16 protein-coding genes and 1 tRNA gene are annotated in these 24,763 nt (G+C 60.9%); 16 read left to right on the forward strand and 1 reads right to left on the reverse strand.

The genetic code is table 11. The features are described from left to right. Together tuf and CIW50_RS15335 are read left to right on the forward strand one after the other, a co-directional pair. Positions 1-1,191: an elongation factor Tu gene (tuf, locus tag CIW50_RS15330; protein WP_149532117.1), complete on the forward strand. Its 1,191-nt coding sequence runs from the start codon at positions 1-3 to the stop codon at positions 1,189-1,191. Positions 1,192-1,342: 151 nt separating this feature from the next. Beyond that, positions 1,343-1,418 (forward strand) — tRNA-Trp (locus CIW50_RS15335). Positions 1,419-1,487: 69 nt separating this feature from the next. On the opposite strand, the gene CIW50_RS15340 is transcribed toward CIW50_RS15335, so the two are convergent. Further along, complete coding sequence (locus CIW50_RS15340) at positions 1,488-2,639, reverse strand: GGDEF domain-containing protein (protein ID WP_149532118.1); 1,152 nt, start codon at positions 2,637-2,639, stop codon at positions 1,488-1,490. Positions 2,640-2,971: 332 nt separating this feature from the next. On the opposite strand from CIW50_RS15340, the gene CIW50_RS15345 reads away from it, so the two are divergent. The 14 genes from CIW50_RS15345 to CIW50_RS15410 all read left to right on the forward strand — a co-directional run bounded on the left by CIW50_RS15345 (position 2,972) and on the right by CIW50_RS15410 (position 24,638). After that, entirely contained in the window at positions 2,972-5,113 is a 2,142-nt protein-coding gene (locus tag CIW50_RS15345; protein ID WP_149532119.1) for an SGNH/GDSL hydrolase family protein, read from the forward strand. A gap of 248 nt (positions 5,114-5,361) precedes the next feature. Further along, positions 5,362-5,553 carry a preprotein translocase subunit SecE gene (gene secE, locus CIW50_RS15350; RefSeq protein WP_116661783.1) on the forward strand — a complete coding sequence of 64 codons (192 nt, stop codon included), beginning with the start codon at positions 5,362-5,364 and terminating at the stop codon, positions 5,551-5,553. 12 nt (positions 5,554-5,565) lie between these two features. Continuing rightward, positions 5,566-6,096 (forward strand): transcription termination/antitermination protein NusG, encoded by a 531-nt coding sequence (gene nusG / locus CIW50_RS15355; protein ID WP_149532120.1) that lies wholly within the window; start codon positions 5,566-5,568, stop codon positions 6,094-6,096. Positions 6,097-6,221: 125 nt separating this feature from the next. Further along, positions 6,222-6,650 carry a 50S ribosomal protein L11 gene (gene rplK / locus CIW50_RS15360; protein ID WP_068731528.1) on the forward strand — a complete coding sequence of 143 codons (429 nt, stop codon included), beginning with the start codon at positions 6,222-6,224 and terminating at the stop codon, positions 6,648-6,650. A gap of 6 nt (positions 6,651-6,656) precedes the next feature. Beyond that, on the forward strand, positions 6,657-7,349 hold the full coding sequence (rplA, locus tag CIW50_RS15365) for a 50S ribosomal protein L1 (RefSeq protein ID WP_149532121.1): 693 nt from the start codon (positions 6,657-6,659) through the stop codon (positions 7,347-7,349). 100 nt (positions 7,350-7,449) lie between these two features. Then, positions 7,450-8,403, forward strand: coding sequence for a 2-hydroxyacid dehydrogenase (locus CIW50_RS15370; protein ID WP_149532122.1), 954 nt, complete (start codon positions 7,450-7,452; stop codon positions 8,401-8,403). 168 nt (positions 8,404-8,571) lie between these two features. Continuing rightward, the gene (locus tag CIW50_RS15375) at positions 8,572-9,036 is read left to right on the forward strand and encodes a (2Fe-2S)-binding protein (RefSeq protein ID WP_149532123.1); all 465 of its coding nucleotides are present in this window, start codon (positions 8,572-8,574) and stop codon (positions 9,034-9,036) included. 3 nt (positions 9,037-9,039) lie between these two features. Then, the gene (locus CIW50_RS15380; RefSeq protein ID WP_149532124.1) at positions 9,040-11,205 is read left to right on the forward strand and encodes a xanthine dehydrogenase family protein molybdopterin-binding subunit; all 2,166 of its coding nucleotides are present in this window, start codon (positions 9,040-9,042) and stop codon (positions 11,203-11,205) included. Further along, positions 11,202-11,843 (forward strand): Isoquinoline 1-oxidoreductase subunit, encoded by a 642-nt coding sequence (locus tag CIW50_RS15385; protein ID WP_149532125.1) that lies wholly within the window; start codon positions 11,202-11,204, stop codon positions 11,841-11,843. Before CIW50_RS15380 ends, CIW50_RS15385 begins: the two co-directional genes overlap by 4 nt. Before the next feature lie 659 nt (positions 11,844-12,502). Continuing rightward, positions 12,503-13,021, forward strand: a complete 519-nt coding sequence (rplJ, locus tag CIW50_RS15390) for a 50S ribosomal protein L10 (RefSeq protein WP_116661788.1) — start codon at positions 12,503-12,505, stop codon at positions 13,019-13,021. Positions 13,022-13,075: 54 nt separating this feature from the next. Next, the gene (gene rplL, locus CIW50_RS15395) at positions 13,076-13,453 is read left to right on the forward strand and encodes a 50S ribosomal protein L7/L12 (protein WP_149532126.1); all 378 of its coding nucleotides are present in this window, start codon (positions 13,076-13,078) and stop codon (positions 13,451-13,453) included. 431 nt (positions 13,454-13,884) lie between these two features. Beyond that, the gene (rpoB, locus tag CIW50_RS15400; protein WP_149532127.1) at positions 13,885-18,000 is read left to right on the forward strand and encodes a DNA-directed RNA polymerase subunit beta; all 4,116 of its coding nucleotides are present in this window, start codon (positions 13,885-13,887) and stop codon (positions 17,998-18,000) included. 125 nt (positions 18,001-18,125) lie between these two features. Next, positions 18,126-22,325 (forward strand): DNA-directed RNA polymerase subunit beta', encoded by a 4,200-nt coding sequence (gene rpoC, locus CIW50_RS15405; protein WP_149532128.1) that lies wholly within the window; start codon positions 18,126-18,128, stop codon positions 22,323-22,325. 258 nt (positions 22,326-22,583) lie between these two features. Continuing rightward, the gene (locus tag CIW50_RS15410) at positions 22,584-24,638 is read left to right on the forward strand and encodes an FAD-dependent oxidoreductase (RefSeq protein ID WP_149532129.1); all 2,055 of its coding nucleotides are present in this window, start codon (positions 22,584-22,586) and stop codon (positions 24,636-24,638) included. Positions 24,639-24,763 lie beyond the last annotated feature (125 nt).

Below are 24,763 nucleotides of genomic sequence, written 5' to 3' on the forward strand. Positions count from 1 at the left end.
ATGGCCAAAGCAAAATTTGAACGTAACAAGCCGCACTGCAATATCGGTACGATCGGTCACGTCGACCACGGCAAGACGTCGCTGACGGCGGCGATCACGAAGATCCTGGCTGAATCGGGTGGTGCCACGTTCACCGCTTACGACCAGATCGACAAGGCGCCCGAGGAAAAGGCCCGCGGCATCACCATTTCGACGGCGCACGTCGAATACGAGACCGCCAACCGCCACTACGCCCACGTCGATTGCCCCGGCCACGCCGACTATGTGAAGAACATGATCACCGGCGCCGCCCAGATGGACGGTGGCATCCTGGTCGTGTCGGCCGCTGACGGTCCGATGCCGCAGTCCCGCGAGCACATCCTGCTCGCCCGCCAGGTCGGCGTTCCCGCGCTGGTCGTGTTCCTGAACAAGTGCGACATGGTCGACGATCCGGAACTGCTCGAACTGGTCGAGATGGAAGTGCGCGAACTTCTCTCGAAGTACGACTTCCCGGGCGATGACATTCCGATCATCAAGGGTTCGGCGCTGGCCGCTCTCGAAAACTCGGACCAAAAGCTCGGCCACGACGCCATCCTCGAACTGATGAAGGCGGTCGACGCCTACATCCCGCAGCCGGAGCGTCCGATCGACCAGCCGTTCCTGATGCCGGTGGAAGACGTGTTCTCGATCTCGGGCCGTGGTACGGTCGTGACCGGTCGCGTCGAGCGCGGCATCGTCAAGGTCGGCGAGGAAATCGAAATCGTCGGTATCCGCGCCACGCAGAAGACGATCTGCACCGGCGTTGAAATGTTCCGCAAGCTGCTCGATCAGGGCCAGGCCGGCGACAACATCGGCGCACTGCTGCGCGGCACCAAGCGTGAAGACGTCGAGCGCGGCCAGGTGCTGTGCAAGCCGGGTTCGGTGAAGCCGCACACCAAGTTCAAGGCCGAGGCCTACATTCTGACCAAGGAAGAGGGTGGCCGTCACACGCCGTTCTTCACCAACTACCGTCCGCAGTTCTACTTCCGCACCACCGACGTGACCGGTGTGGTGCATCTGCCGGAAGGCACCGAAATGGTGATGCCGGGCGACAACATCGCCATGGAAGTGCACCTGATCGTGCCGATCGCGATGGAAGAGAAGCTGCGCTTCGCCATCCGTGAAGGCGGCCGCACCGTCGGTGCAGGCGTGGTGGCCTCGATCATCGAGTAATCGATTAAAGACGGCGGGCAGGGGACAGTTCCCTTGCCCGCCGTTTTGATTCCGGCGGGATTTGATTTCGGAGGGGGCGCTTCGCCTCTTGCAAATCAGGCGTCGCCTATGCTTCAAACGGCGCGGAAATGACGGTGCGCCGTTTTCCTGTAGGGGTGTAGCTCAGTTGGTAGAGTACCGGTCTCCAAAACCGGTTGTCGTAGGTTCGAGCCCTACCGCCCCTGCCATTTTAAGCCTTTGAACTATATACATATTTTATACAGAATGCGCTTTTCAAGCAGGGTTCTGCTGCCCGGTCAGCTGAACTGCCGCTTTTGCGGCGCTGCCACCACGCGGTCACGGCCGGTATCCTTGGCTCTGTAGAGCGCAAGGTCGGCGCGCGCCAAAATGTCTTCCGGCGTATCGTTGTGCCTGATGGCGCTGATCCCGGCGGATATCGTCAGAGTCAGATTCTGCGCAATCGCCGACCAATTCAGCTCCGTGATCAGGCTGCGCAATCGATCCAGCGTCTGGATCGCAAGATCGATATCGGTATCCGGCAGGATCAGCAGAAACTCCTCGCCGCCCTGACGGCCGAACCGGTCGATGGTGCGGATATTGGCGAAGACCGAGATGGCGAAGGCGCGCAGCACCTCATCGCCCACCGGATGTCCAAAGTGATCATTGATCTTCTTGAAGTGATCGAGGTCGATGATCGCGATGCAGCAGGTTGTGGCGTTGCGTTGGGCCTTGGCGATCTCGTCATTCAGGCACTTCATGATGTAGCGCCGGTTTAATGCGCCGGTGAGTTCGTCGAGTTGCGCCAGTTCTTCGATCCGCGCGTTGGCGGCCGCGAGGTCGTTGCTGCGACGATACAGTAGTTCGCGCATCGAGCTGCCGTAGAGGCCGGCGCTGGCACAGCGGCCAAGCGCGCTGACGAAACAGGCCAGTGCCAGAGCGCGCTCTATCGCGGTGGCCATGGGAATGCCGATCGGCTTGTCGGTCATCAGAAAAATCAGTGCGAGGCCCAGCGTTGCAGTGGACCAGACGATGCCGGTCTGGCGCGCACTCATGCGGAGTGCGGCGAAGCCGAGCACGACGAAAATGATGGAGATGAAGTAGAAGCCGATCTGCGGCACGAGATAGATCGCGCCGATCTGGACGATGATGCTGACGATGGAGAGGGGGACCGTGAGATACGGGTCCTTGAAACGGTCGTTGACCTGGATCTCCGAGAGATAGGCAGCAATGCCGACCACAGCGAGCCTGATAGCCAGATACACGACCCCCGTCGCCACAGTGGTCACGCCGATCATGGCGTAAAGCAGCAGGATTGTGGCATCGATCAGATAGCTCGATGCCTGCGCGATATAGGCGGTTCGCCGCCGCGCGATCCGCAATGCCGAATCCTTGGGGAGGTCCCTCGTGGAGGCGTCGGTTCCCTCGGACAGGGTGGTGATGCTGGTCATTCGCTGATGCCCGTCGCATTGCCGATCAAACAAGCTATCTTCCGATCAAAGCATTCAGGTCCGCTAATACATCAACTCGGTACGGTGTCCGGGTAGTTTCTCGCGTTTTACTCTGGCCGCGGGGTTAATGGAGTCCGACCGGAACGTGCCGCAATTTGCGCAATAGGCCGATGGCCATGTCCGACGTGGCAGCCGAACTCCGGTGATCATGCGGGATTGTGCGGAACCAATGGTTTGCTTCGCGTGGCCCGCCTGCGGCGTGCGGTCGCGGCGATGAACCTGGCTTGCCGCGCGCGCGACACACCGGTTGGGAATTCAGCCGGAAGTCGAGAATGAAATTGCTTGTGACGTTCGTCGTGGGGGCCACGACGTTGCTGGTGTCGTCCTTTGGACATGGCGCTCATGCTGCCGACCTGCTCTGGCAGGTGGAAAGTCCATTTCGCTTCTTCAAGAATGCCGCATCCTTCGCGATGTATGAGCGCGGCTATCCGGCCGCCCGCAATGAATTGGTGCTGCCGCCCGCCGATGTGGTCTGGCGCACCGAGCGGCGGCTGAACGATCCCGATTGCCGCGACATGACCAGCCCGACCAGTTGCGCTGACACCGCGCGGGCGCGCTACGACCGCTCCCGATTGGGCTGGGCGTCGCAGACCATCGACGCCGTCTGCTACGATAGCCGGCAGGGCCGCTATCTCGCGAGTTGCGATCGGCGCTATTCATGGGGCACGGCCAAGGAAGATTACGTGCTGCCGGATGCGCATACAGTGCTGATCCGGCTGTCGCCCGAGCGCATTGCCGAAGCCGGCGCGTATGATTGCGTCTGGAGCTGGACGCCGCGGCGACCGGGCAGCAGGACCGAGACCACAACGCAATCCTGTGCGACGCCGCTTAAGATCACGCGCCTGCCTTATGCCGTCGATCGAAGCCTGTCCGGTGCATCGGTCCAGGTCAGATTGCCTGACGGTCGTACATTGAGCGACCCGCAGGTCGTCGTCGAGGATCTGTTCATCGTGGCGCTCGGCGATTCCTTTGCCTCGGGCGAAAGCAATCCGGACGTTCCGGTGACATTCAGCGCCGTCCGCGAGATGGTCTACGATCCAACCCTGATGCGTGAGGAGATGGCGACACGCAGCACCGCCAAGTCGCTGCAGAAACTGACCCCCGCTGCCCCGGCGGGAAGTTTCGATTACAAGAACCTGCCGCGGCGCAAGCTCGCCGACGAGGAGCAGGAGCTCTATTTCCCGCTCGCTTCGGCGCAGTTCGACAAGGCGTTCAACGCTGCCAATCCGCGCTGGCTCAGCCCCGATTGCCACCGTTCGCAGTACGGCTATCCGTTTCGCGTCGGCCTGCAGCTGACATTGGAGAACCCGCACCGGTCAGTCACGCTGGTCAGCCTGGCCTGCACGGGCTCGGAGGTCACCGAGGGCCTGTTCCTCGAGAAGAAGGCGCGTGAGGGCGCCGGCAACGCGATGGTGCGTTCGCAGCTCGATCAGCTCGCCGACCTGATCTGCAAGAGCCCGGCTGGCCGCACGCAGCGTGCGACCTACAATCTGCCGACCTATGCGAGCGGCAGCGTGCAGGTCGCCAATATGCCGGTGACAAAATCCTGGTGTGCGCCGAATGAGCGCAAGCGGCCGATCGACACACTGCTGCTGTCAATCGGGGGCAACGATGTCGGCTTCTCGCCGCTGATGGTCTATGCGATGACCGAATCCGCCGGCGATCTCGCGCCCATCGCGAATCTGCTCGGCAAGCAGATCCGGTTCTCGCCTGATGTGTCGCGCGCCTACATGGAGCAGCTCGACGAGCGCATGGTGGCGCTCCGCGATGCCTTGCGCGACGGCTTTGGCCTGGCGCCCGCGAAGGTGTTGCAGACGGCTTACGAGCCGATCCAGTTCGACGAGACGGGCGCGCTGTGCGGCGCGCAACCGACGCTCGGCCTCGATGTCCACAAGAAGCTGTCGCTGTCGCGCGAACGGCTGGCCGAGACGGTAAGCTTTCTCAACGATTTCTTCGCCCGGACCGCCTGCATCACCAACGGTCGATCAGGCGGCTGTCCGGCGCTGGCGACCGGCGCCGGAACCGGCTTCCAGCTCATTACTGATCACCAGCCCGAATTCGCCAGACGCGGGCTCTGTGCGCGAGATCCGAAGCGGCCGCAGGCGGACGGCGAGGCGATGGCGATGCCCCGGCGTTGGATCGGCAAGGAGGACTTCACGCCGTATTCGCCGGCCGCCTATTTGCCCTATGCATCGCGCTGGCGCCTGTTCCGGACCCCGAATGACGCGTTTCTGACCGCAAACGTCCATTCGCCGGGTTTCACCCAGTTCGATATTCTGCAACCGGTCTATGCGGCCATGTATAGCGGTGCGGTGCACCCGACCGCGGAGGGCCACGCCATCGTGGCCGATCACGTGGTCCGGCACGTCCGTGCGGCGGTCGGCAAACCGTCGCCGGGGGTGGGAGGGCGCTGATCGGGGTGGTATCAGGGGGCGGGGCGGGGTCCCATCGGTCCGGCCCGGATACCTTGACCTTTGGCCCGGTCCGAAGTAGGAAGCTGCACTCGCTGTCGGCCCGGTTACCGGATATCCGACGCGGCAAATCCCCGAACGAACGAGCCCGCTTGGCGGCTCATCCTTGAATAAAGGGTTGGGCGTAAGAGGGCTGTTCGGATTCCTGAAACCAATTCAATCGTCTCACGACGGATGCGGATCACATAACGATGGCGTTCAGCCCGTTCAAATTCCTGCAGGAAGTGCGCACCGAGACCAACAAGGTCACGTGGCCCTCGCGTCGCGAGACGACGATCACGACCATCATGGTGTTCGTCATGGTGGCGCTGTCGTCGGTCTTCTTTTTCGCGGCGGATCAGATCATCCGCTACCTCGTCGCCTTTTTGCTCACGATGCACTGACGGAACTGAATTATGAGCATGCGCTGGTACATCGTTCACGCCTATTCGAATTTCGAAAAGAAGGTGATGGAGTCGATCAAGGAACAGGCCAAGCAACGTGGCCTGGAAGACCTGTTCGAACAGATTTTGGTTCCGGTCGAGAAGGTCACGGAAGTGCGCCGCGGCCGTAAGATGGATGCTGAGCGCAAGTTCTTCCCGGGCTATGTGCTGGTGAAGATGCAGCTCACCGACGAAGCGTTTCATCTGATCAAGAATACCCCGAAGGTCACGGGATTCTTGGGCGCTGAAAACAAGCCGATGCCGATTTCGGAAGCCGAAGCGATGCGCATTCTGCACCAGGTGCAGGAGGGCGTGGAGCGTCCGAAGACCTCGGTGTCGTTCGAGATCGGCGAGAATGTGCGCGTGGCCGATGGCCCGTTCGCATCGTTCTCCGGTGTCGTCGAGGAAATCGACGAGGCACGTTCGCGCGTGAAGGTCGCCGTGTCGATCTTCGGCCGCGCAACGCCGGTCGAACTGGAATTCGGTCAGGTCGAGAAGGTCTGATCGCAATAGCGCGAGGTTCGCCTCGCGTTCTTAAGGCCGTGGGAGGAAGAGAGCGGTTGCCAGCCGTTGTCGACCGAACCACGAACCTGAAACAGCCGGCTCTGCCGGCACAACAGGAGTGACACATGGCAAAGAAAGTGACCGGATACCTGAAGCTTCAGGTGCCGGCCGGTGCGGCGAACCCTTCGCCCCCGATCGGTCCCGCGCTTGGTCAGCGCGGTTTGAACATCATGGAATTCTGCAAAGCGTTCAACGCGCAGACGCAGAAGGAAGAAAAGAACACCCCAATCCCGGTGGTGATCACGATCTATGCCGATCGTTCGTTCACCTTCGCCCTCAAGACCCCCCCGATGTCCTTCTTCATCAAGAAGGCCGCCAAGCTCACCTCCGGCTCCAAGCTACCGGGTCGTGACAAGGCCGGCGCGGTGACCAAAGCGCAGGTGCGCGAGATCGCCGAAGCGAAGATGAAGGATCTGAATTGCGACACCATTGAATCGGCCATGAAGATGGTTGAGGGCTCTGCCCGTTCGATGGGTGTCGAGGTCGCGGGGTAAACGGTCATGGCAATTGGAAAACGTTTGAAGAACGCCCGCGAGGGTATCGACCGCGAGAAGCTCTATCCGGTCGCCGAGGCCATCAAGATGGTCAAGGAACGCGCCAAGTCGAAGTTCGATGAGACCATCGAAATTTCGCTGAATCTCGGCGTTGATCCACGTCACGCCGACCAGATGGTCCGTGGCGTCGTCACCCTGCCGAACGGCACCGGCCGCACCCTGCGCGTCGGCGTGTTCGCCCGTGGCCCGAAGGCTGAAGAAGCCAAGGCTGCCGGTGCAGACGTCGTCGGTGCAGAAGACCTGTTCGAGAAGGTCCAGGCCGGTCAGATCGATTTCGATCGCTGTATCGCAACCCCCGACATGATGCCGCTGGTCGGTCGCCTTGGTAAGGTGCTCGGTCCGCGCGGCATGATGCCGAACCCGAAGATCGGCACCGTGACCATGGACGTCACCGGCGCAGTCAAGGGTGCCAAGGGCGGTTCGGTCGAGTTCCGCGTCGAGAAGGCCGGCATCGTGCAGGCTGGTATCGGCAAGGCATCTTTCTCGGAAGAGAAGCTCGTCGAAAACATCAAGGCTCTGGTCGATGCCGTCTCCAAGGCGAAGCCGGCTGGCGCGAAGGGCACCTATCTGCAGCGCGTTGCCGTGTCCTCGACCATGGGCCCCGGCATCAAGGTTGAGACGGGCACCGTGCTCGGCTAAGCCGGAACAAGGCTTGCAAGAAACCAGGGCGGAATCGGGCAACCGGTTCCGCCCTTTTCTTTTTGACCTCAGCAGGAATGCCCCCAAAAGGATCGTCACGATGGCCGACAAGGTTCTGATCTATTCGCGTTTCCCGAAAGCCATGATGAAGCGCATCGGCGAGCGCTACGACTTGATCGATGCCGGAGGCAAACCGCCGCTCGAGACGTTTTCGCGCGACGAGCTCAAGGATGTGCGCGCGCTGATCACCGCAGGTGGACAGGCGCTGAAGAGCGATGTGATGGACATGATGCCGGCGCTCGGCGCCATCGTCTGCTACGGCACCGGCTATGACGGTGTTGACTTCAAGGCTGCGGCCGAGCGCAAGATCGTGGTCGGCAACAGTCCGGGCGCAAATGCGGCCTCGGTCGCCGATCTGGCACTGACGCTTATGCTCGCGGTGACACGTCGCCTGCTGCCCGCGGATCAGTATCTGCGCGAAGGCGGCTGGTCGTCGGCAAAGCCGTCGCCGCTGATGTCGCCGCAGCCCGGCAATCCCGGCCGCAAGGTGGGCGTCTATGGCATGGGCGAGATCGGTCGCAAGATCGCGTCGCGCGTCGCAGCGTTCGAATGCGATGTCGCCTACACCAACCGCACGAAATATGACGACCTGCCATATCGTCATGAGCCGAGCCTCGAAGCGCTGGTCGAATGGTGCGACGTGCTGATGATCGCCGTGCGCGCCGGCGCCGAGACCCATCACATCATCGATGCTGCGATGCTGAAGAAGCTCGGGCCGAACGGCGTCGTGGTGAATATCTCGCGCGGCTCGGTGATCGACCAGGCCGCACTAACCGCAGCGCTAGTTGACAAGACCATTGCGGGCGCAGGTCTCGATGTGTTCGAGAAGGAACCGCACGCGCCGGATGCCCTCACGGCCCTTCCGAACGTCGTGCTGACGCCGCATGTCGGCGGCCACACGCTCGACTCGCATATGGCGATGCAGGACTGCGTCATCGCCAATCTCGATGCGTTTTATGCGGGCAACGGACTGCCTCACGCTGTGGCAGTCTGATCAAGACCCCAATCAACTGGGGATTCGAAACGCATTCCACAAGAATGACTTTCGTTCCCGTGCGGTACAAAAATAATTGAATGGGTTATTCCGCAATGCGGATGTAGATGTCGGCTGTTTAGAACAACTCGAATGTAGGCGTACATTCGACGACATAGGACATCAGCGATGGCTGCGTTCACACTCAAGATTAACGGTCAGGCCCGTCAGGTCGACCTCGATCCCAACACACCTCTGCTCTGGGCCATTCGGGATGGAGCCGGTCTGACCGGCACCAAGTATGGCTGCGGCGTCGCGCAATGCGGGGCCTGCACGGTTTATGTGGACGGCCAGACCGTCCGCTCCTGTTCGATGCCGGTCTCGGCGATCGGCACCAGCGAAATCACCACCATCGAAGGTCTCGACAGCAAGGAAGCCAAGGCGGTGCAGGCGGCCTGGGTCGCGCTCGATGTGCCGCAATGCGGCTATTGCCAGTCCGGCCAGGTGATGAGCGCGACCGCGCTGCTCAGCATCAATCCGACCCCCACCGACAACGATATCGATCTGGCGATGAACGGCAACATCTGCCGCTGCGCCACCTATGTCCGCATCCGCGCCGCCATTCATGGCGCCGCCAAATCGCTGGAGGGTTGAGCCATGACCGTTCATGACACCAAGCTCAGCCGTCGCACGATGCTCAAGGGCGGTGCCGGCCTCGTGCTCGGCGCCTATGTTGCGCGCGCCGACAAGTTGTTTGCGCAGGCGGCGGCAAAGCCGTCGGTCAATATCGCGCCGAACACTTTCCTGATCATCAAGCCCGACAACACCGTGACGGTGCTGTGCAAGGGCATCGAATTTGGGCAAGGGCCGTTCACCGGCATGGCGACTTTGGTCGCCGAAGAACTCGACGCGGATTGGGCGCAGATGCGTGCCGATCACGCGCCGTCGAATCCGCAGCTCTACAAGAATCTGGCGTTCGGCATGCAGGGCACCGGTGGCTCGACGGCCATCGCCAATTCCTACATCCAGATGCGACAGGTCGGTGCCGCCGCGCGCCAGATGCTGGTCGCGGCTGCTGCCGATGCGTGGCAGGTGCCGGCGGGCGAGATCACTGTCGATAACGGTGTGATCAAGCATGCATCAGGCCATGAAGGTCGTTTCGGCGAATTCGCCGACAAGGCTATGGCCATGCCGGTGCCGGCTGATCCGAAGCTGAAGGACCCGTCGCAGTTCAGGTTGATCGGCAAGGAAGGCGTCGTGAAACGCCTCGACAGCGCGGACAAGACCAACGGCAAGGCGTTCTACACGCTCGATATCAACGAACCGGACATGCTCACGGTGGTCGTGGCGCGTTCGCCGAAATTCGGCGGCAAGGTCGCGTCCTTCGATGCGACGGCTGCGAAAGCCGTGGCGGGTGTCGTCGACGTCAAGCAGGTGTCGAATGGTGTCGCTGTCTACGCCAAAGGCTTCTGGCCCGCGAAGATGGGCCGCGATGCGCTGAAGATCACCTGGGATGACAGCAAGGCGGAGAAGCGTGGCAGTGCGGAACTGCTGCAGCAATTCCGCGGCCTGTCGAAGACGGCCGGCAAACTCGTCAAGGCTGAGGGCAAATTCGAAGAGTCGATGGCCAAAGGTGGCCGCGTGATCGAGGTTGAATACGTCTTCCCGTATCTGGCCCATGCCGCGATGGAACCGCTCAACGCCTATCTGAAATGGGACGGCGACACCGCCTATGCGCGCTATGGCTGCCAGTTTCCGACGCCTGACCATATGGCGATCTCCAAGGTGCTCGGGCTGCCGATCGAGAAGGTCAAGATCGACGTTCTTCTTGCCGGCGGCAGCTTCGGCCGCCGCGCCCAGCAGAGCACGCATCAGGCCATCGAGCTCGCCGAAGTCGCGAAAGCGATCGGACCGGGCAAGCCGGTCAAGCTGGTGTGGACGCGCGAAGACGATATGCGCGGTGGCTACTATCGGCCGTATTGCATCCACCGAATGCGCGGTACGGTGCGCGACGGCAAGATCGAAGCCTGGAGCGACACCATCGTCAGCCAGTCGATCATGAAGGGTTCCTTCTTCGAGTCCATGATGTTCAAGGACGGTCTCGACCCGACGTCCTATGAAGGCTCGAACGAAATCCCGTACGACGTCGAGAACTTCCGCTGCGACATGCATCAGGTCGATGTCGGCGTGCCCGTATTGTGGTGGCGCTCGGTGGGCCACACTCACACCGGTTATGTCGTCGAAGCCTTTGTCGATGAGCTGCTCGAGGCCGCCGGCAAGGATCCGATCGAAGGCCGGCTCGCACTCCTGAGCAAGAAACCGCGCCATGCGGGCGCGCTGAAGGCCGTCGCCGAACTCGCCGACTGGAAGAACTACAAGGTGCCGGCAGGCCGTGCGCGAGGCGTTGCGGTGGTCGAGAGCTTCAACACCTTCGTCGCACAGGTCGTCGAACTGTCCATGACCGACGATGGTCCGAAGGTACACAAGGTGTGGTGCGCGGTGGATTGTGGCGTCGCCGTGAACCCCGACATCATCCGCGCACAGATGGAAGGTGGCATCGGCTTCGGCCTCGGTCACATCCTCTATGCGGAACAGACGCTGGATGCCGGCGCGCCGGTGTCCGGCAATTTCGACACCTATCGTTCGCTGCGCATCAACGAGATGCCGGAGATCGAGGTGGTCATCGTGAAATCGACCGAGAAGCCATCAGGCGTCGGCGAACCGGGCGTGCCTCCGCTCGGGCCTGCCGTTGCCAACGCGCTGGCGAAACTCGGAGTGGGAAGACCGCGGCAGTTGCCGATCGTGCCAGGAGCCTCAGCATGAGCTTGTTTAAGAACTCGATGTTGGCGCTGGTCGCCGGCGGCCTCGCGGCGGGTCTCCTCGCATTCGCGGAGCCGGGCTTCCAGGAGGCCGATGCAGCGGTCAGCAATCCGACCAAGCTGCAGTCGGTCTCGGCCTTCGCCAAAATCAAGAACAAGAACGAGCGCGCGGTGGCGCTGTTCACCGAGGCCGGCAAGGTCGTCCAGTCGCCACGTTGCATGAACTGCCATCCGGCGACCGAACGTCCGACCCAGACCGACCGTATGCGGCCGCATATTCCGTTGGTCGTGCGCGGCGAGGGCGGTGTCGGCGCCGCCGGTGGTCTTGCTTGCGCGACCTGCCACCACGAGAACAACTTCGATGCCGCCAACGTCCCCGGCAATCCGAAATGGGCTCTGGCTCCGGCCGAGATGGCCTGGCAGGGCAAGACGCTTGGCCAGATCTGCACCCAGATCAAGGACAAGGAACGCAACGGCGGCAAGGACATGGCCGCGCTTGTGAAGCACATGGCCGAAGACGAGCTGGTCGGCTGGGGCTGGCATCCCGGCGGCAATCGCGCCCCGGCGCCAGGCACCCAGAAGCAGTTCGGTGAGCTGATCAAGGCCTGGGCCGATGCGGGAGCGGCCTGCCCGAAGGGGTGATATATACGGGAAGTGGAGCCGGCTTGGCCGGTTCCACTTTTGTGCTCTGGGTGCCCTGAACGGCTCCCTTGCAGAAAAGATGCCACATCGGCATTTCGCGCTTGGCAACACGAAAAAGACTCGTTAAACAACCGTTTCCGGGCGTGCTGGCTGGTAGCTGGCGCGTCTGTGTTCGCATTCCGATAACCCACATCGCAGGAGACTTTTCCTTTCAGGCTATCCATACGGATCGCTCGAAGGGGACAGGAAGCGCGACGCGGATTTAAGGGAAGCGGGCAGGGGTCACCAATAGGCCGGATGATGGCTTGTCGATGATCCTGAATCCTGTCCAAGACTGCTGGCGCCTTAGATAAACGCAAGTTTCATCAACGGCTTAATCGTAAAACTTGATGCAGCCAGCATAGACGGGTGAAGACTGGATTTCGCCAATGTCGTTTTGTGCGACATGACGCGTATTTGGTTCGAACCTCGACACCCCGCGCCAACGCTGGTTCGCCAGGAAGGTTCGGGAGGGCAGGCTATCATATCGTCTCGCCCGACGTGTCTTTGGACCCGGTCTCTTTAAAGGGCCGGTGTCTTGAGGTCAGGTTCAGGTGGGGCGGTGGGTGTAACCCGGCGGTCCTATCTCGATAGAGGCCGCCAACCGGAGAGAGCTTGCTGTGGAAAGAGCGGCTAAAAAGGACGCGGTCGAAGCGCTGAACGGGGTCTTTAAGACCACCAGCGTCGCGGTCGTCGCCCATTATTCCGGCCTCACCGTTGCCCAGATGCAGAATCTGCGTTCGCAGATGAAGCTGGCCGGCGCGTCGGTGAAGGTCTCGAAGAACCGTCTCGCCAAAATTGCTCTTGAAGGCACGGATGTTGCTGCCATCGGTTCCCTGTTGAAGGGCCCGACTGTGATCGCCACTTCGGACGATCCGGTAGCTGCACCGAAGGTTGCCGTCGAATTTGCCAAGGCGAACGAGAAGTTCGTCATTCTTGGCGGCTCGATGGGCACAACCGTCCTGAACGTTGACAGCGTCAAGGCCTTGGCCGCGCTGCCCTCGCTCGACGAACTGCGCGCGAAGATCCTCGGCCTCCTTGTGGCGCCGGCGACCAAGATCGCTCAGCTCTCGACAGCTCCCGCGGCGAAGCTCGCGCGTGTTGTTCAGGCCTATGCCTCAAAGAGCGAAGCGGCCTGACGCCCTTCGCATTCAAACCCTGGTTCGAACCAAATACGCTTAAGGATATAGACAATGGCTGACCTACAGAAAATCGTTGACGATCTCTCGAGCCTGACCGTGCTCGAAGCTGCCGACCTCGCCAAGATGCTCGAAGAAAAGTGGGGCGTTTCGGCTGCTGCTGCTGTTGCAGTTGCTGGTCCGGCTGCTGGTGGCGGCGGTGCCGCTGCTGCTGAAGAAAAGACCGAGTTCACTGTCGTTCTGGCTGGTGCCGGCGACAAGAAGATCGAAGTCATCAAGGAAGTCCGTGCGATCACGGGTCTTGGCCTCAAGGAAGCCAAGGACCTGGTCGAAGGCGCGCCGAAGCCCGTCAAGGAAGGCGTTTCCAAGGACGAAGCCGAGAAGATCAAGGGTCAGCTCGAGAAGGCTGGCGCGAAGGTCGAACTCAAGTAAGACCCTTTATGGGTTCCATCTGGAGGGCGGCCATTTGGTCGCCCTCTGGGCCGGAACCCGATGGACTACACAGGAATGTGTGGGGATGCGCTGGGAACCACCCTCGAATCTCCATGATTGCCATCCCATATCGGGACGGCAGCACGAAAAACACGGTCTGACAGCGGAGACGGCGACGTTTCCGGTTAAGCCGTTGGGAGATGGGCAATTTTCGGGCTTTTCGGTCCGTAGCTAGACGGTTTGGACGGGCGGGATGCAGTCGGGCATCGCGCACGTCGTTTTGCGTTCTGCGATTCAAATGCTCGGGAGAGGGATTTTGTTCCTCACATTGGGCGCTGAATTTGGAACGTTCTTGGAAATTCAACCCGGAGGCGATGGCAGTCGCGCTCTGGAAGGTTCGCCCCTTTCGGGCGACGCAATGAGAGGCCACGATGGGTCAGCAGACGTTCACAGGTCGCAAGCGCGTTCGCAAGTTCTTCGGTCATATTAAAGAAGTCGCAGAGATGCCGAACCTCATCGAGGTTCAGAAGGCGTCCTACGACCAGTTCCTGATGGTCGATGAGCCGACTGGCGGTCGCCTCGACGAAGGTCTGCAGGCTGTTTTCCGTTCGGTGTTCCCGATCTCGGATTTCTCGGGCACCTCGATGCTGGAATTCGTGCGCTACGAATTCGAGCCGCCAAAATATGACGTCGATGAGTGCCGCCAGCGCGGCATGACCTATGCTGCGCCGCTGAAGGTGACGCTGCGCCTGATCGTGTTCGATATCGACGAAGAAACCGGCGCCAAGTCCGTCAAGGACATCAAGGAGCAGGACGTCTACATGGGCGATATCCCGCTCATGACCATGAATGGCACCTTCGTCGTCAACGGCACCGAGCGCGTCATCGTCTCGCAGATGCATCGTTCGCCGGGCGTGTTCTTCGACCACGACAAGGGCAAGACCCATTCGTCGGGCAAGCTGCTGTTCGCTGCCCGCGTGATCCCGTATCGCGGTTCCTGGCTGGACATCGAATTCGACGCCAAGGACATCGTGTTCGCGCGTATCGACCGCCGCCGCAAGATTCCGGTGACGTCGCTGATGTTCGCGCTGGGTCTGGATGGCGAAGAGATTCTCTCGACGTTCTACAAGAAGATCCAGTTCAAGAAGATCAAGGAAGGCTGGCGCGTTCCGTTCGACGCCACCCGTTTCCGTGGCTATTCCACCGTCAACGACCTGATCGATGCCGACACCGGCAAGGTCGTGCTCGAAGCCGGCAAGAAGCTCACCGTGCGTGCTGCCCGTCAGCTCGCCGAGAAGGGCCTCAAGGCGCTGCGTCTGACCGACGAAGAGTTGGTCGGCAACTACCTCGCCGAGGACCTCGTCAACGTGAAGACCGGTGAAATCTACGCCGAAGCCGGCGAGGAGATCACCGAGAAGTCGCTGAAGGCGCTGAACGAGGAGGGCTACAAGGAACTCCCGCTGCTCGACATCGACCACGTCAACATTGGCGCCTATATCCGCAACACGCTGAATGCAGACAAGAACCTGACGCGTGAAGACGCGCTGTTCGACATCTATCGCGTGATGCGTCCGGGTGAGCCGCCGACGCTCGAATCCGCGCAGAACATGTTCCAGTCGCTGTTCTTCGACAGCGAGCGCTACGACCTCTCGGCCGTGGGCCGCGTGAAGATGAACATGCGCCTCGAACTCGATGCGCCGGATACCCATCGCACGCTCCGCAAGGAAGACATCCTTGCCGTCATCAAGACACTGGTGGATCTGCGCGACGGCAAGGGCGAAATCGACGACATCGACCATCTCGGCAACCGTCGTGTGCGTTCGGTCGGCGAACTGATGGAAAATCAGTATCGTGTCGGCCTGCTGCGCATGGAGCGTGCCATCAAGGAACGTATGTCGTCCGTCGACATCGACACCGTGATGCCGCAGGACCTGATCAACGCGAAGCCCGCGGCTGCCGCGGTGCGCGAGTTCTTCGGTTCGTCACAGCTGTCGCAGTTCATGGACCAGACCAACCCGCTCTCGGAAATCACCCACAAGCGCCGTCTCTCGGCGCTTGGACCGGGCGGTCTGACCCGCGAGCGCGCCGGCTTCGAAGTCCGCGACGTGCATCCGACCCATTACGGCCGTATCTGCCCGATTGAGACGCCGGAAGGCCCGAACATCGGTCTGATCAACTCGCTCGCTACCTTCGCGCGCGTCAACAAGTACGGCTTCGTGGAAACACCTTACCGCAAGGTCAAGGACGGCCGCGTCACCGACGAGGTCGTGTACCTCAGCGCGATGGAAGAGGGCCGCTACTCGGTCGCACAAGCGAACGTGTCGCTCGACGCCAAGGGCAAGTTCACCGACGAGATGGTGATCTGCCGTCACGCCGGCGACGTGCTGCCGCTGCCGGCCGACAAGGTCGACTACATGGACGTGTCGCCGAAGCAGCTCGTTTCGGTCGCTGCGGCGCTGATCCCGTTCCTAGAGAACGACGACGCCAACCGCGCGCTGATGGGCTCGAACATGCAGCGTCAGGCCGTGCCTCTGGTGCGCGCTGAAGCTCCCTTCGTCGGTACCGGCATGGAAGCCGTCGTGGCTCGTGACTCCGGTGCTGCGATCGCTGCCCGCCGTTCGGGTGTCATCGACCAGATCGACGCGACCCGCGTGGTTATCCGCGCCACCGAGGATCTCGATCCGACCAAGTCGGGCGTCGATATCTATCGCCTGATGAAGTACCAGCGTTCGAACCAGTCGACCTGTATCAACCAGCGTCCGCTGGTGAAGGTTGGCGACATCATTCGCAAGGGCGACATCATTGCCGACGGTCCGTCGACCGATCTCGGCGAACTCGCACTCGGCCGCAACGTGCTCGTCGCGTTCATGCCGTGGAATGGCTACAACTTCGAAGACTCGATCCTCCTCTCTGAGCGGATCGTGAAGGAAGACGTCTTCACCTCGATCCACATCGAGGAATTCGAAGTGATGGCCCGCGACACCAAGCTCGGCCCTGAGGAAATCACCCGCGACATTCCGAACGTGTCGGAAGAAGCGCTGAAGAACCTCGACGAAGCCGGCATCGTCTATATCGGTGCTGAAGTCCGCGCCGGCGACATCCTGGTCGGCAAGATCACGCCGAAGGGCGAAAGCCCGATGACGCCGGAAGAAAAGCTTCTGCGCGCCATCTTCGGTGAAAAGGCGTCCGACGTTCGCGACACCTCGCTCCGCGTGCCTCCGGGCGTGCAGGGCACGATCGTGGAAGTCCGCGTGTTCAACCGTCACGGCGTCGACAAGGACGAACGCGCTCTGGCGATCGAGCGGGAAGAAATCGAACGTCTTGCCAAGGACCGTGACGACGAACAGGCCATCCTGGATCGTAACGTCTACGGCCGCCTGGCTGATCTTCTGGAGAACAAGGTCGGCATCGCCGGTCCGAAGGGCTTCAAGAAGGACGGCAAGATCACGCGCGCCGTGCTCGACGAAAATCCGCGGTCGCAGTGGTGGATGTTCGCCACCGCGAACGACAAGCTGATGACCGAAATCGAAGCGATGCGGAAGCAGTACGACGAGTCGAAGAAGGGCCTTGAACAGCGCTTCCTCGACAAGGTCGAGAAACTGCAGCGTGGCGACGAATTGCCGCCAGGCGTGATGAAGATGGTCAAGGTCTTCGTCGCGGTGAAGCGCAAGATTCAGCCCGGCGACAAGATGGCCGGACGTCACGGTAACAAGGGCGTGGTGTCGAAGATCGTTCCGATCGAAGACATGCCGTTCCTTGAAGACGGTACGCATGCGGACATCGTGCTGAACCCGCTCGGCGTGCCGTCGCGCATGAACGTCGGTCAGATCTTGGAGACGCATCTTGGCTGGGCCTGCGCAGGCATGGGCAAGAAGATCGGTCAGACCATCGACGCCTACTACCAGAAGCAGGATCTGAAGCCGCTGCGCGACACCCTGAAGAAGGTTTACGGAGAAGACGAAGTCATCAAGTCGCTCAACGACACCGAGCTGCTTGAACTGGCGCGTAACCTGAAGCCCGGCGTGCCGATTGCGACGCCGGTGTTCGACGGTGCGAAGGAAGCAGACATCGAAGAGATGTTGAAGATGGCTGGCTTCGATGCGTCTGGTCAGTCCACCGTCTATGACGGCCGGACCGGCGACCAGTTCGATCGCAAGGTGACCGTGGGCTACATCTACATGCTCAAGCTTCACCATCTCGTGGACGACAAGATCCACGCGCGTTCGATTGGTCCGTACTCGCTCGTCACGCAGCAGCCGCTGGGTGGTAAGGCGCAGTTCGGTGGTCAGCGCTTCGGTGAAATGGAAGTGTGGGCGCTCGAGGCTTATGGCGCGGCGTACACGCTCCAGGAAATGCTGACGGTGAAGTCGGACGACGTTGCAGGCCGTACCAAGGTCTACGAAGCGATCGTGCGCGGCGACGACACGTTCGAGGCCGGTATCCCGGAATCGTTCAACGTGCTGGTCAAGGAAATGCGTTCGCTCGGCCTCAACGTCGATCTGCACAATTCCAAGCTGCCGGGGCCGACCTCCGAAGCTGCCGAGTAAAAACAAGCGTTACGCCCGGCCTGATGGCCGGGCGTCCGCACCCAGCCGGGACGTGGGGCAGGGTGTGCGGCTCTAAAGAATTTCGAATTTGCTGCTGATGGCGATCGGCACGCGAGGAGAAGACGATGAACCAAGAAATTATGAATCTCTTCAATCCGACGACTCCGGCTCAGGTCTTCGACCAGATCCGGATCTCGATTGCGTCCCCGGAGAAGATTCTGTCGTGGTCCTACGGCGAGATCAAGAAGCCGGAAACCATCAATTACCGGACCTTCAAGCCCGAGCGCGACGGCCTGTTCTGCGCCCGCATCTTCGGGCCCATCAAGGATTACGAGTGCTTGTGCGGCAAGTACAAGCGCATGAAGTACAAGGGCATCATCTGCGAGAAGTGCTCGGTCGAAGTGACCCTGTCGCGCGTCAGGCGCGAGCGCATGGGTCACATCGAGCTGGCCGCTCCGGTTGCGCACATCTGGTTCCTGAAGTCGCTGCCGTCGCGCATCGGCCAGTTGCTGGACATGACGCTCAAGGATCTCGAGCGCATTCTGTACTTTGAATATTACGTCGTTCTCGAGCCGGGTCTCACCGCGCTCAAGGACCGTCAGCTGCTGTCTGAAGAAGAATATCTGAAGGCACAGGACGAATACGGCCAGGATTCCTTCACCGCCATGATCGGCGCCGAGGCGATCCGCGAACTGTTGAAGGGTCTGGAGCTCGAGAAGCTCGACGAGCAGCTGCGCGTCGAGATGAAGGAGACCGAGTCCGACATCAAGCACAAGAAGCTCGCGAAGCGCCTGAAAATCGTCGAGGCCTTCCGCTATTCCGGCAACAAGCCGGAATGGATGATCCTCACGGTGGTGCCGGTGATCCCGCCGGATCTGCGTCCGCTGGTGCCGCTCGATGGTGGCCGTTTCGCGACGTCGGATCTGAACGATCTCTATCGCCGCGTCATCAACCGTAACAACCGCTTGAAGCGTCTGATGGAGCTCCGCGCGCCGGACATCATCATCCGCAACGAAAAGCGCATGCTGCAGGAGGCCGTCGACGCACTGTTCGACAACGGTCGCCGTGGCCGTGTCATCACCGGCGCCAACAAGCGTCCGCTGAAGTCGCTGGCCGACATGCTGAAGGGCAAGCAGGGTCGTTTCCGTCAGAATCTGCTCGGCAAGCGCGTCGACTATTCGGGCCGTTCGGTCATCGTCGTCGGTCCGGAACTGCGTCTGCATCAGTGCGGCCTGCCGAAGAAGATGGCGCTCGAACTGTTCAAGCCGTTCATCTATTCGCGTCTCGACGCCAAGGGTCTGTCCACCACGGTGAAGCAGGCGAAGAAGCTCGTTGAAAAAGAGCGTCCCGAGGTCTGGGACATCCTCGACGAGGTCATTCGCGAGCATCCCGTGCTGCTGAACCGCGCGCCGACGCTGCATCGTTTGGGCATCCAGGCGTTCGAGCCGGTGCTGATCGAAGGCAAGGCGATCCAGCTGCATCCGCTGGTCTGCTCGGCCTTCAACGCCGACTTCGACGGCGACCAGATGGCCGTTCACGTCCCGTTGTCGCTTGAAGCGCAGCTGGAAGCGCGCGTCCTGATGATGTCGACCAACAACATCCTGCATCCCGCGAACGGTCAGCCGATCATCGTGCCGTCGCAGGACATCGTGCTGGGTCTGTACTACCTGTCGACCATGCGTGCGGGTCTCCCGGGCGAAAACAAGTTGTATCGCGAGATGGCGGAGATCGAGCATGCGTTGCATGCGAAGGTCATCCACCTCCACACCAAGATCAAGTACAGCTGGTCGGGCCTCGATGCGGACGGCAAGCCGGTCACGCGTCTGATCGAAACCACTGCCGGCCGTGCGATGCTCGGTCAGGTTCTGCCGAAGTCGCCGAAGATGCCCTACGACGTCATCAACAAGCTGATGACCAAGAAGGAAATCTCGGGCGTCATCGATCAGGTCTACCGTCACTGCGGTCAGAAAGAGACCGTGATCTTCTGCGATCGCATCATGGCGCTCGGCTTCTACAACGCGTTCAAGGCGGGCATCTCGTTCGGCAAGGACGACATGGTGGTGCCGGCTTCGAAGTGGAAGATCGTGGACGCTACGCGTGCGTTCGCGAAGGACTTCGAACAGCAGTACAACGACGGTCTGATCACCCACGGTGAGAAGTACAACAAGGTCGTCGACGCCTGGTCGAAGGCGGGCGAAGAAGTCGCCAAGGAGATGATGAAAGAAATCTCCTCGGTGAAGAAGAATGCGCAGGGTGAAGAAGCCCAGATCAACTCGATCTACATGATGGCGCATTCCGGTGCCCGTGGTTCGCCGGCCCAGATGCGTCAGCTCGCCGGTATGCGCGGCCTGATGGCCAAGCCGTCGGGTGAAATCATCGAGACGCCGATCATCTCGAACTTCAAGGAAGGTCTGTCGGTTCTCGAATACTTCAACTCGACCCACGGCGCTCGTAAGGGCCTCGCGGACACCGCGTTGAAGACCGCGAACTCGGGCTACCTGACCCGTCGTCTCGTCGACGTGGCGCAGGACTGCATCATCACGCAGAGCGATTGCGGCACCAATCTTGGCATCAAGATGCGCGCCATCATCGACTCCGGTTCGGTGGTAGCATCGCTGGCGTCGCGTATCCTTGGTCGTTCGGCCTGCGAAGACATTCGCGATCCGAACACCAACAAGGTGCTGATCAAGCGTAACACGCTGATGGAAGAGCGTGACGTGGATCTGCTGCAGCAGGCCGGTATCCAGGAAGTGAAGATCCGTTCGGCTCTCACTTGCGAACTGGTCAACGGCATCTGCGGTACTTGCTACGGTCGCGATCTTGCTCGCGGTACGCCTGTCAACCACGGTGAGGCTGTCGGCGTCATCGCGGCGCAGTCGATCGGTGAGCCCGGCACGCAGCTGACGATGCGTACGTTCCACATCGGTGGTGCGGCGCAGCTCAACGAGCAGTCGGTGATCGAGTCGAACTTCGACGGTAAGGTGACGATCAAGAACGAGGCCATCGCCAAGAACGGCGAAGGTCACATGGTTGCCATGGTGCGCAACATGGTCATCGCGATCAGCGATGCCGACGGTACCGAGCGCGCAACGCATCGTATTCAGTACGGCGCTCGCGTTCACGTGGCCAACGGCGACACCATCAAGCGTGGCCAGCGCATCGCGGAATGGGATCCGTATTCCCGTCCGTTGCTGACCGAAGTCGACGGCACGATCGGGTTCGAGGATCTGATCGACGGCCAGTCGATTACGGAAACGCTCGACGAGTCGACCGGTATCGCCAAGCGCGTCGTCACCGACTGGCGTTCGTCGCGTGGTGGTGCGGATCTGCGTCCGGCCATCGTCGTCAAGGGCAAGGACGGCAAGATCCTCAAGCTCGCACGTGGCGGTGATGCCCGCTACATGCTGTCGCCTGACGCGATTCTGTCGGTCGACGTCGATGCCAAGGTGACGTCGGGCGACATTCTCGCCCGTGTCTCGATGGAAAGCGCGAAGACGCGTGACATCACCGGCGGTCTGCCGCGGGTGGCCGAACTGTTCGAGGCCCGCAAGCCAAAGGACGCGGCGATCATCGCGGAAATCAGCGGCACGATCCGTTTCGGGCGCGACTACAAGAACAAGCGCCGGATTTCGATCGAGCCGATCGACAAGAACGAGGAGACTCGCGAGTACCTCATTCCGAAAGGCAAGCAGATCCATCTGCAGGACGGCGACGTCGTCGAAAAGGGCGACTATATCGTCGAAGGCAATCCCGCGCCGCACGACATTCTGGCGATCAAGGGCATCGAGGAACTCGCTGCCTATCTGGTCAACGAAATCCAGGAAGTTTACCGGTTGCAGGGCGTGCTCATCAACGACAAGCACATCGAAGTGATTGTTCGTCAGATGCTGCAGAAGGTCGAGATCACCGATCAGGGCGAGACCGACATGATCTCGGGCGAACAGATCGACAAGATCGAGTTCGACGCGCTGAACCTGAAGGCCAAGGAAGAAGGCAAGAAGATCGCGACCGGAAACCCTGTGCTGCTCGGCATCACCAAGGCCAGCTTGCAGACCCGTTCGTTCTTCTCGGCAGCATCGTTCCAGGAGACCACGCGCGTGCTCACCGAAGCTGCCGTCAACGGCAAGGTGGACCCGCTCGAAGGCCTCAAGGAAAACGTCATTGTCGGCCGTCTGATCCCGGCCGGTACCGGCGCCTCGATGGCGAAGATCCGCGAAGTCGCAATGAAGCGCGACAAGATGATCCTCGACGAGCGCGAGAAGCAGGCGGCGATCGTACCGTCGGCTCCGGCAGAAGAACCGCTGATGCTGCCGTCGGGCGAATAATCGGTCACTGCAGATCACATCAATGCCATGGAAAAGGCCGGCGAAAGCCGGCCTTTTTCGCGTCTGACGTGTGTTGCGGCGCACTACATGCTTTTGTTCATCTTTCCTTCAGCTGAAAAATGTTTTCACTTGGAGGGGGTTAGCGCGAGTCGACGGGCCAGCCTTGCAGCGTCAGCGAATTCCGCTTTGGCTGGGAATACGTTACATCGACCGTTGCCGGATATTGCCGCCGGCAAACACGACGCGTGAAAGAAACCTATGCTTGATCTTGCAATTGTTGGTGGTGGTCCAGGCGGCCTGATGAGTGCCTGGTATCTCAAGAAGAAGCTCGGCGATCTCTGTCGTGTCACCATCTACGAGGCGTCCGACCGCGTCGGCGGCAAGATTCTCACGCGCAAGTTCGATACAGCGCCCGCCATGTACGAAGCTGGCGTTGCGGAAATCTACGATTACTCGATGACAGGGCCGGATCCGCTGCGCGAACTGATCCAGCATTTCGGCCTGCAGACGATTCCGATGGATGCCGAGCAGGTGCAGCTGGACGGCGAGCTGCTCAACGACGTGCCGGGCATGCGCAAGAAATACGGCGCCAAGACCGCAGCCGCCATCGAAGCTTTCCGCAAGAAGTGCGCGAGCATGGTGTCGCCGATCGAATATTACGAAGGCGTCGGTTCGCACGACAACGAACACCCCTGGGCATGGATAAATGCCGAGGAGCTGCTTGATAAGGAAGTCAGCGATCCCACCGCCAAGCGCTTCCTGAAGGTGATGGCACGCTCCGACATCGCGACCGAGACGCACAACACCAACGGCCTCAATGCGCTGAAGAACTTCGTGATGGATGTCGATGGCTATATCGGCCTCTATTCGATCCAGAACGGCAACGAGCAGCTGATCTCCTGCCTGCAGTCGGAAGTCGATGCCGACATCCGGCTGAATCACCGTGTGCTCAAGGTAGGCAAGACCGAGCAAGGCCGTTATCAGCTCGACATGATGAACGGCAAGGGGTCGGATACCCGCGACTTCGATCTCGTGGTGATGTGCCTGCCGCATTCGTGGCTGGCGACCATGCGCTGGGACGGCGAGCAACTGCGCAAATCGATGGTCAAGCATGTCGCTTACTTCGACCGCCCGGCGCACTATCTGCGCATCTCGCTGCTGTTCGATACGCCGTTCTGGGGCGATCAGATTCCCGGCGCCTGGTTCATGTCGGAAGCTTTCGGTGGCTGCTGTGTCTATAACGAGGGCGCGCGTCACGATGTCGGCAAGCACGGTGTGCTAAACTGGCTGGTGCCAGGCTCCGACGCGCTGGCCTTTGCCAATCTCACAGATGATGAGTTGATCGATGCCGCGCTGAAGTCGTTGCCAGCCTCGTTTGGCGATGCGCGTGCGCATCTACTGGAAGGCAAGATTCATCGCTGGCTCTCGTCGGTCAACGCGATCCCCGGCGGCATGCCGGTGCGCGACGTGATGACCAATCACCGGCCGGAGCCGAAGGATCATCCGGGCCTCGTCGTAGTCGGCGATTATCTGTTCGACTCGACGCTGAACGGTCTGCTCGACTCCTCCGATGCCGCCACCGACATTATCCTCACCGAGATGATGCGCCTGCGTCGTGTGCAGGGTCAGAATGGTACGACGATCTCCGACAAGATCGATCGCGACTATTTCCAAAACTATCGCGGTATCGGTCCCTACAACGAGGTCTGGAGCCAGTTCACCGACCCTGCGTATCTGACAAATCTCATCAAGATCGTCTGGGGCCGCGCCAAGGGCTACAAGCTGCTGGTCGCCGGCTCGGCATCAGGCGAACTGGTCGGCGCGCTGCGCGCCAGGGGCATCGATGCCTGGGGTGTCGAGAACAACAAGGCGATCCACGGCAAGACGCCAAAGGCGCTGCAGAAGTACAACAAGCTCGGCTCGATCACCGATCTGCCGTTCAAGGCCGGGCAGTTCGATTTCGTGTTCGAGACCAGCTTGTGCCACGTCAGCGACAAGCAGGTGGTGACCGCCGTGCAGGAGCTCAACCGCGTCGTGAAGACCGGCCTCGTCTTCGGTTCGGTCACATCGGACATGGCGCCGGCGGTGATCGATCGCTACGACCTGCTGCGCGGCGTCAAGAAGCTCGGCACCTGGTGGGAGTGGTCGGAACTGTTCTTCGGCAACGGTTTCGACCTGTCGATGCATCGCCGTGACTGCACCGAAGCAGTGTGGGAAGCGACATTGGCTGCCGGCAAGGGGCCGGGCCACTGGTATGCCGACGCGGACAGCCTGCGTTACTCGTTCTTCGACAAGGTCGATGCCGAGGATTGATCTTTGGCATCCGCCTTCGGTTGCTTTGCCGAGGACATTCTGATCGCATAGGATCATTGCCGTGGCTGTACGGGCCGCTTCATTGATTCTTGCGGTCGAAGGACCGTGCAGCAACGGTTCGTTCC

The organism is Tardiphaga sp. P9-11, from assembly GCF_008329525.1.
GTDB lineage: Bacteria > Pseudomonadota > Alphaproteobacteria > Rhizobiales > Xanthobacteraceae > Tardiphaga.